Origin of the sequence: Streptomyces sp. NPDC059142 (assembly GCF_042755665.1) — a bacterium.
Lineage (GTDB): Bacteria > Actinomycetota > Actinomycetes > Streptomycetales > Streptomycetaceae > Streptomyces.
The window spans coordinates 1-8,572 of sequence record NZ_JBHZDA010000161.1; the positions used below are offsets into that span (position 1 = coordinate 1).

The 8,572-nt window shown below is 72.9% G+C and carries 8 protein-coding genes; all 8 read left to right on the top strand.

Annotated elements, in window-relative coordinates:
• The first annotated feature begins 212 nt into the window (after positions 1-212).
• Positions 213-1,469 carry an SLC13 family permease gene (locus ACFXPK_RS31645; RefSeq protein ID WP_385080588.1) on the top strand — a complete coding sequence of 419 codons (1,257 nt, stop codon included), beginning with the start codon at positions 213-215 and terminating at the stop codon, positions 1,467-1,469.
• 5 nt (positions 1,470-1,474) lie between these two features.
• A complete protein-coding gene (locus ACFXPK_RS31650) occupies positions 1,475-1,942 on the top strand; it encodes a universal stress protein (RefSeq protein WP_385080590.1) in 468 nt (155 codons plus the stop codon).
• Positions 1,943-2,080: 138 nt separating this feature from the next.
• Positions 2,081-4,267, top strand: coding sequence for a phosphocholine-specific phospholipase C (locus ACFXPK_RS31655; protein WP_385080591.1), 2,187 nt, complete (start codon positions 2,081-2,083; stop codon positions 4,265-4,267).
• A 190-nt stretch (positions 4,268-4,457) separates the two neighbouring features.
• On the top strand, positions 4,458-6,668 hold the full coding sequence (locus ACFXPK_RS31660) for an MMPL family transporter (protein ID WP_385080592.1): 2,211 nt from the start codon (positions 4,458-4,460) through the stop codon (positions 6,666-6,668).
• A gap of 33 nt (positions 6,669-6,701) precedes the next feature.
• Positions 6,702-7,262 (top strand): GNAT family N-acetyltransferase, encoded by a 561-nt coding sequence (locus ACFXPK_RS31665; RefSeq protein WP_385080594.1) that lies wholly within the window; start codon positions 6,702-6,704, stop codon positions 7,260-7,262.
• Positions 7,263-7,350: 88 nt separating this feature from the next.
• On the top strand, positions 7,351-7,974 hold the full coding sequence (locus ACFXPK_RS31670; RefSeq protein WP_385080596.1) for a hypothetical protein: 624 nt from the start codon (positions 7,351-7,353) through the stop codon (positions 7,972-7,974).
• A gap of 209 nt (positions 7,975-8,183) precedes the next feature.
• On the top strand, positions 8,184-8,357 hold the full coding sequence (locus tag ACFXPK_RS31675; protein ID WP_384993095.1) for a hypothetical protein: 174 nt from the start codon (positions 8,184-8,186) through the stop codon (positions 8,355-8,357).
• Between the two features lie 21 nt (positions 8,358-8,378).
• The coding region (locus ACFXPK_RS31680; RefSeq protein ID WP_385080598.1) for a hypothetical protein at positions 8,379-8,572 on the top strand (194 nt) is incomplete at its 3' end.

An 8,572-nucleotide genomic window follows, 5' to 3' on the forward strand; every position in this document is an offset into this window, starting at 1 on the left:
GCGCCGGTCCCCCCGGCCCCCCGGGCTCCCCCCCCCCCCCCACCCCACCCCCCCCCCCCCCCCCGGGGCGCCGCCCCCCCCCTCCGTGTCCCCCCCCCCCAAGTGGCTTCGTACGTGGCCGGCGGCCCCGTACGCCGTACCTTCGTGCCCAGGCCGTCGCGCCCGTGCCGGGCCGTTCCGAACCACCACGATCACGAGGCAGATCCGATCCTGTGAACACCGTCGCCGCCGAGATCGTCTCCGTCGCCCTGCTGCTCGCCGTGCTGGCGTTCGCCGTCGGGCGTCCGCGCGGTCTGCCCGAGGCCGTCGCCGCCGTGCCCGCGGCCCTGCTGGTCGTCGTCCTCGGCGCCGTCTCGCCGGGGGAGGCGTGGGAGCAGACCCGCACCCTGCTGCCCGTGGTCGTCTTCCTCGCCGCCGTGCTCGTCCTCTCCCAGCTCTGCGACGAGGAGGGGCTGTTCACCGCCGCGGGCGATCTGGTGGCGCGGCTCTGCGGCGGCCGACCGCGCACCCTGCTCGGCGGGGTGTTCGCCGTCGCCGCCGTCATCACCGCCGTACTCAGCCTGGACGCCACGGTCGTCCTGCTCACACCGGTGGTCTTCGCGACCGCCGCGCGGGTCGGCGCCCGGCCCCGGCCGCACGTGTACGCCTGTACGCACCTCGCGAACTCCGCGTCCCTGCTGCTGCCGGTCTCCAACCTGACCAATCTGCTGGCGTTCACCGCGAGCGGGCTCTCGTTCACCCGGTTCGCCGCGCTGATGGCCCTGCCGTGGCTGGCCGCGATCGCCGTCGAGTACGTCGTCTTCCGCCGCTTCTTCGCCGCCGACCTGGCCGCGGGGGCGCACCCGCCGAAGACGGACGAGCGGCGCGACGTGCCGGTCTTCACGCTGGTCGTGCTGGGGCTGACGCTGGCCGGGTTCGCCGTCACCTCGTTCGCCGGGATCGAGCCGCTGTGGGCGGCCGTCGCCGGTACCGCCGTCCTCGCCGTCCGCGCCCTGCGGCAGCGGCGTACGACCCCGGTGAAGCTGCTGCGCGCCGCGTCCCCGCTGTTCTGCCTCTTCGTCCTCGCGCTCGGCGTCGTCGTCAAGGCGGTCGTCGACAACGGTCTGGACACCGGGATCACCTGGCTGCTGCCCGACGGTTCCTCCCTGCTCTCGCTGCTGGCCATCGCGGCGATCGCCGCCGTCCTGGCCAACGCGATCAACAACCTCCCGGCGATCCTGGCGCTGCTGCCGGTCCTCGCCCCGGCCGGCCCCGGGCCCGTACTGGCCGCCCTCATCGGGGTGAACCTGGGCCCGAACCTGACCTATGTCGGGTCGCTCGCCACCCTGCTGTGGCGGCGCATCCTGCACGAGCACGACGCCGAGCCGAAGATCGGTCATTTCACCCGGCTCGGACTGCTCACCGTGCCTGCCACGCTGGCCGTCTCGACCGTGGCACTGTGGGGCACCCTGCGACTGATCGGAGGCTGACCGCGGTGGAGCGGACCACGCTCGTCTGGATCACGGAGTCCACCTGGGCCGCCTGTGTCGACGCGGCCCGCGAACGCGCCCCGGACGACGCCGTGGTGCTGCTGCACGTCGGTGACGACGAGATCGCCGCGGCGGCGCACCTCGCCTACGCGGGGCTTCTCGGCCGGGGCCACCGCCCGGACCGCGACCCCGGGCCGAGGCTCGAAGCCCTCTCCGGCACGGCGGCGGCCGATCTGCTGGAGGCCGCCGCGCACCGGCTCGGCCGGCCCTGCGAACTCCTCGAACACCACGGCGAGGTGGAGCACGAGGTGGTACGGGCCGCCGCCGGCGCCGATCTGCTGATCTGCGCGCGTGACGGCGAGCGCGACCGCCCCGGGCCGCACAGCCTCGGCCGCGCGACACGCTTCGTCGTCGACCACGCGACCTGCCCGGTCCTGCTGGTCTGGCCGTACGGGGAGGAAGCGGGCGGGTAGGGGAGGAGGAAGCGGGCGGGTGCGGGGCCGGGGAGGGCGGCCATGGTGGCCGCCACTCCGTGGACGCCCCGTGGACGTTCACCTCATGGACGCGCCGGGGTCTTCCCGCTGCCACCCGCTCTCACTAGCGTCCAGGACATGTCACCGGAGATGTCGCGCGGAGAGATGTCGCGCAGAAGAGTGCTCGCCCTCGGCTCGGGCGTCGTGGGCGCCGCGGCGGCCGGGTCGGTACTGCCGCCGTCCCTCCAGGCGGCGCTCGCCGCCGGACCCGCGCCCGGCGGGCTGGACGCGATCAAGCACGTGGTCGTGCTCATGCAGGAGAACCGGTCCTTCGACCACTACTTCGGCACCCTGCGCGGTGTACGGGGCTTCGGCGACCGCAACGCCGTCGAGCTGCCCTCCGGGAAGTCCGTGTTCGCGCAGCCGGCCCCGTCGGGCGGCACCGTCCTGCCGTTCTCCGTACGGGACGCCGCCGCGGCGCAGCGCAAGGACCTCCAGTACATCGGCGCCCTCGACCACTCCTGGGACGGCGGAGCCGCGGCGTGGAACGACGGCTGGATGGACGGCTGGGTCTCCGCCAAGACGGCCGCCACCATGGCCCACTACGACCGGCGCGACATCCCGCTCCACTACGAGCTGGCGGACACCTTCACCGTCTGCGACGCGTACCACTCCTCCGTCCACACCTCGACGAGCCCCAACCGCAACCACCTCTGGAGCGGCTGGACCGGCTACGAGGCGGACGGGCGGCGCGCCGTCGGCAACGACGCGTACGACGAGGGCTCCCACCCCGGCTACCCGTGGCCGACCTACGCCGAGCGGCTGGAGAAGGCGGGCCGGAGCTGGCGCACGTACACCGAGTGGGAGAACTTCACCGACAACAACATCGAGTTCTTCACCACGTTCAAGGACGTGGCCCGCAAGTCGCTGAGCCGGGCCCGTGCCCTGTCCGGGCAGCGCGGCGCGGCCGGCTTCACCTACATGGAGGCGTTCTACGCCGCCGTACGGGACGCCGACGCCGCGGGTGACACCGCCGGGCGCGACCGGCTGCTCGGTGCGCTGGAGGAGGGCGTCGCCACCCTCACGGCGAAGGAGCGGTCGCTCTTCGAGCGCGGGCTGCGCCGGGTCGGGACCGGCACGCTCGCCGCGGCGTTCCGCGCCGACGTGGCGGCGGGGACCCTGCCCGAGGTGTCGTACCTGGTGCCCTCCGCGGTCGACTCCGAGCACCCCGGTTCCTCGTCGCCGGTGGCCAGCGCCTCCCTCGTCTACCAGGTGCTGGACGCGCTCGGCGCGCATCCGGACGTCTGGCGGCAGACCGTCGTACTGATCAACTACGACGAGAACGACGGTTTCTTCGACCATGTGCCGCCGCCCGTGCCGCCCGTGGACGACCCCGACGAGCGCTGGCGGGACCGCCCCACCGGGCTCGGCGTCCGCGTCCCGCTGCTGGTCGTCTCGCCCTGGACGGTGGGCGGCTACGTCTGCTCCCAGGTCTTCGACCACACCTCCGTGATCCGTTTCCTGGAGCGGTGGACGGGGGTGGCGGAGCCCAACATCACGCCGTGGCGGCGCACCGTCACCGGCGATCTGACCTCGGCGTTCGACTTCCGGCGCGGGCGCGTCCAGCCCGAGGTGGAACAGCCCGGCGCGATCCCGCCGTTCACCGGCCGCTGGCAGCCCGTCCCCCCGGCCGAGCAGCGGATGCCCGTACAGGAGAAGGGCGCGCGCCCGGCCAGGCCGCTGCCGTACCAGCCGGACGCGCACGGGCGGGTCGACGCGGACGGGCGGACGTTCACGGTCGCGCTCAGCAACACGGGCCCGGCCAGCGCCCACTTCGCGCTCTATCCGTACGCCGGCGAGTTCGCGATCCCGCAGCACCGTGATGTAAGGGGCAGGACGCAATGGACGGTGCCCCTTACCGGCCAGGACCGGACGGAGCGTGACTCCTACCGTTTCACGATCACCGGTCCGAACGGCTTCCGCCGGGAGTTCTCCGGACCTGTCGCGGGGGACGGGCCCGAGGTCGCCTCGTCCGTCGACCACCACGACCGCGATCTGCACCTCACCCTGACCAACCGGGGCACGCGTCCCGTCACCTTCACGGTGCGCCCCCTCGGATACGTCGAGGAGGACGATCTGGACGGCTGGACGCGCCGGATCACGGTGAAGCCGGGCCGCAGCAGGGGCGTCGTGCACTCGGCGGCCGACGCGCACGGCTGGTACGACATCGAGGTGACCACCGACGCCGCCGAGGGCTCCGCGGCCCCGTTCCGCCGCCGTCTCATGGGCCATGTCGAGAACGGCCGGGCGAGCGTCGCGGGCTGACACCCGCCGCGCCGCGAGGCGTCGCCTTCCCCTTGGTGGCCTTACTGTGAGTAAGGCCACCAAGGGGACAAAGGATCACTAACGATCTCTTTCGGCTGCGATAGTAGCTCTCCGTAGGTCACGCGTTCTTTGCGGGCTCCCCCACGGGCCGTTCCCGGTAAAGATCCATGAACCACTCAGGGAGCAGTCCTTGGCAGCCCTCGCGCGATGGTGCGTCACCCACCGGCTTCTGGCCGTCCTCCTCTGGCTGCTCGCGCTCGGCGGCACCTCCGCCGCCGCCGGCCTGACCGGAACCTCGTACTCCAACGACTACGAGGTCCCCGGCACCGAGTCGGGACGGGCCACAGAACTGCTCGGTACGGCCTTCCCCGGCCTCGGCGGGGACAGCAACACCATCGTCTGGCACACGGAGCACGGCTCCGTCCGCGACGCCGGTGTCGAGCTGCGGGCCGGGGAGATGCTGGGCAAGGTCGCCGGGCTGCCGGGGATCTCCTCCGTCGTGAGCCCGTACGCGGCCGAGGGCGCCGAGCAGATCAGCGAGGACGGCCGTACCGCCTACGCCCGCGTCACCTTCGACCGGCAGGCCGACGAGATCCCGCCGTCCCAGGCGCGGGCGCTGGTGGACACCGCGACGTCCCTGGAAGGGGCGGGCAAGGGCCTCGACGTCGAGCTGGGCGGCAGCGCCGTCGCCCTCACCGAGGCCACGGCCACGCACATCGCCGAGATCGTCGGCGTGGCCGTGGCGGCCGTGGTGCTCTTCCTCGTCTTCGGCTCGTTCGCCGCCGGTCTGCTGCCCATCGCGACCGCCCTGGTCTCCGTCGGCACCGCGTACGCGGGCATCGTCCTGCTCGGCCACGCCATGACCGTCGCCGACTTCGCGCCCATGCTCGGCCTGCTCATCGGGCTCGGCGTCGGGATCGACTACGCGCTGTTCATCGTCGTACGGCACCGCAAGGGCCTCCAGCGCGGGCTGACCGTCACCGAGGCCGCGGTGAGCGCCGTCGCCACCACCGGGCGGGCCGTCGTCTTCGCCGGAGCCACCGTCTGTATCGCCCTCCTCGGCATGCTGATCCTGCGCCTCGGCTTCCTCAACGGGGTCGCGATCGCCGCCTCGCTGACGGTCGTCCTGACCGTCGCCGCGTCCGTGACCCTGCTGCCCGCCCTGCTCTCCTACATCGGCACCCGTGCGCTGAACCGGCGCCGGCGGGCCCAACTCGCCGCCCACGGTCCGCTGCCCGACCTGCCCACCGGCTTCGCCGTCCGCTGGGCCCTCTTCGTCGAATGCCGCCCCAAGGTGCTCGGCGCCGTCGCGACCGTGGTGATGCTGGTCCTCGCGCTGCCCACCTTCGCGCTCCACCTCGGCACCTCCGACCAGGGCAACAACCCCGCCACGTCCACCACCCGCAAGGCGTACGACCGGCTCGCAGAAGGGTTCGGGCCCGGCGTCAACGGCCCGCTGACGCTGGTCGCCCACCTCGACAGCGCCGCCGACCGGCTCGCCATGGACCAGCTCCCCGACGCGCTCCGTACCACCGAGGGCGTCGCCTCGGTCGGCCCCATCGCCTTCAACGGCGCCGGCGACACCGCGCTGCTCACCGTCGTACCGGAGTCCTCGCCGCAGTCCCGGCACACCAGCGAACTGGTCGACCGGCTCCGCGGCGACGTGCTGCCCACGGCGGCGGCCGGTACCTCCCTGGCCGTGTACGTCGGCGGCGTCACCGCGAGCTACGACGACTTCGCGGACATCATCGTCGGCAAGCTCCCCCTCTTCGTCGGGGTGGTCATCGCGCTGGGCTGTCTGCTCCTGCTGCTGGCGTTCCGCTCGGTGGGCATCCCCCTCAAGGCCGCGCTGATGAACGTGGCCGCCGTCGCCTCGTCCTTCGGGGTCGTCGTCGCGATCTTCCAGTGGGGGTGGGGGAGCGAGCTGCTGGGACTCGGCAGCGCGGGCCCGATCGAACCCTTCCTGCCGGTGATCATGGTCTCGGTGCTCTTCGGGCTCTCCATGGACTACCAGGTCTTCCTGGTCAGCCGGATGTACGAGGAGTGGCTGGAGACCGGGGACAACGCGCGGGCCGTGCGCGTGGGGCTCTCCGAGACCGGCCGGGTGATCAACTCGGCGGCGGTGATCATGATCTCGGTCTTCCTCGCCTTCGTCCTGAGCGGCGACCGCGTCATCGCCATGTTCGGCATCGCCCTGGCCACGGCGGTCGCGCTGGACGCCTTCGTGCTCCGTACGCTCCTGGTCCCCGCCCTGATGCATCTGCTCGGCGGCGCCAACTGGTGGCTGCCGCGCGCGGTGGACCGCTGGCTCCCGCGCATCAGTATCGAGGCGCCCGAGCACCCGGGACATGCGAAGATCCCCGTGCCGCACGAGCCCGAGCACACCCCGCTCGTCCGGTGAACCGCACACCACACACCGCACGGGGGAATCATCATGTTCGCCGTACCACTGGGTGACGACGCCCGGCTGCGCCCGCTGGAGCCCTGGCAGGCCGAGGAGTTCCTGGCCCACATGGACCGCGCCAGGGAACTGGTGGACGAGCACATCCAGCTCGCCCGCGCCGTCACGGACCCGGAGTCCGCGCGGGCGCTCCTCACCTCGTACGCGCAGAAGCAGGCGGCCGACACCGGACGCCTCTACGGGATCTGGCTCGGCCCCACCCTCGTCGGCGGCGTGCTCTTCCGTGTCTTCGACGCGACCGCGGGGAACTGCGAGGTCGGCTGCTGGCTGGAGCCCGCGGCGACGGGGCGAGGGCTGGTCACGCGCGCCGCCGCCGTCCTGATCGACTGGGCGGTCGAGGAGCGCGGGATGCACCGCGTCGAATGGCTCGTCTCCGCGGAGAACGCGGCCAGCATCCGGGTCGCCCGGCGGCTCGGGATGACCCGGGACGGGGTGCTGCGGCAGAACTACCCCTACCGGGGCGTACGCCACGACACGGAGGTCTGGTCGGTGCTCGCCCCGGAGTGGCGCGCACGGTCCGGTACGCCGAGCTGATCAACCGCTGATCACGATACGGCTGTCCACAGGAGTGAATTTCCGCGTTCTCAGGAAGTTCTCAGAACTGGCCCCTAGCGTGCGACGTATGAAGTCCACCCCCGAGACGTCCACCCCCGAGACCCAGACCTCCGAGCCGGAGACGGCCGAGGCCCCCACCACCAAGGCGGCCGAACCCCAGGCCGATCTGAAGAAGAGCGACACCCCCGGCGACACCCCCGCGGGCGCGTCCGCCGACGCCGCCGACGCCCCCGCCCCGGCCGCCGGCCTCGACGAGGACGAGGCGGCCGGCGAGGACGACGAGCTGGACCTCCTCGAAGGCGCCCCCGCCGCGTCGTCCGGTCTCGGCGCCGCCGCGTCGGCCGTCGTCGCCGTCTGCCTGGGCATCGTCGCCCTCACCGGCACCTGGACCAGCAAGGTCCTCGCCGAGCGGCAGGGCCTCGTAGGACAGCTCAAGACCGGCCAGTCCGCCACCGCCGAGCAGCAGATCTCCGCGATCTACGGCGACGCCTGGCACGTCACCGCCGCCGTCAACGGCGGGGTCGCCCTCGTGGCGCTCCTCCTCGGCGTGATCGTGCTGACGCTGCCCCAGCGCGACGGCTGGGTACGCCCCTTCGCGCTCGCCGGCGCCGTACTCGGCTTCCTGGGGCTGCTGATCTCCATGGCCATGTACTTCGACCTCTTCGCGGCGCTGCCGACCACCGGCGCCTGACGCCCCCCCGCATCCCTTCCCCCCACCCGGTCTAAGGTCCGAGCGGCTCACGCCGCCGAGGCCTTAGGCCGTTCGTATGTCCGGCCCCGTTTTCTAAGGCCCCGGGCCCCCTCAAGATGCGGCACTCTCCCGATGCGGCCCCGCCCCCTGGGAGACGAAGGTGGAGGCATCACCAGACGCCCCACCACCTTCGCTCCAGGGAGCCCCCGATGTTCGAGTACGAACTCCAGAAGATCCACACCGCCGAACTGATCCGCAGGGCCGAGCACGAGCGCCTCGTCCGGGAGGCGGGCACGGCCCGCCGCTGGGCCCGGCGAACCGCCAGGAACGCACCCGAAGGGCGGGTGAGCCAACTCCGCGGCCGGTTCGACCGCGCCGCCTGAGCCCGGATAACAAGTGCCGTGATGTCAGAGGGCTGTGCGATGCTCAGCGATGTGGAGACCAGGTCGCTCAGCCCGGTGTTCGTCGGCAGGTCGGCCGAGTTCGCCGCGCTCACCTCAGCGCGGGCCCCCGCCCCCCCGGGGGGCGCCCCCGCCCGGGGCGGCGGGGGCGGGGGCGGCGGGGGCGAAACCACGCGCCAGCAGGTGCTGCAACCGCG

Excerpts from the sequence above, each read along its gene's own strand:
- ACFXPK_RS31655 (WP_385080591.1), top strand. The coding sequence starts at position 2,081 with ATGTCACCGGAGATGTCGCGCGGAGAGATGTCGCGCAGAAGAGTGCTC.
- ACFXPK_RS31675 (WP_384993095.1), top strand. The coding sequence starts at position 8,184 with ATGTTCGAGTACGAACTCCAGAAGATCCACACCGCCGAACTGATCCGC.
- ACFXPK_RS31670 (WP_385080596.1), top strand. The coding sequence starts at position 7,351 with ATGAAGTCCACCCCCGAGACGTCCACCCCCGAGACCCAGACCTCCGAG.
- ACFXPK_RS31665 (WP_385080594.1), top strand. The coding sequence starts at position 6,702 with ATGTTCGCCGTACCACTGGGTGACGACGCCCGGCTGCGCCCGCTGGAG.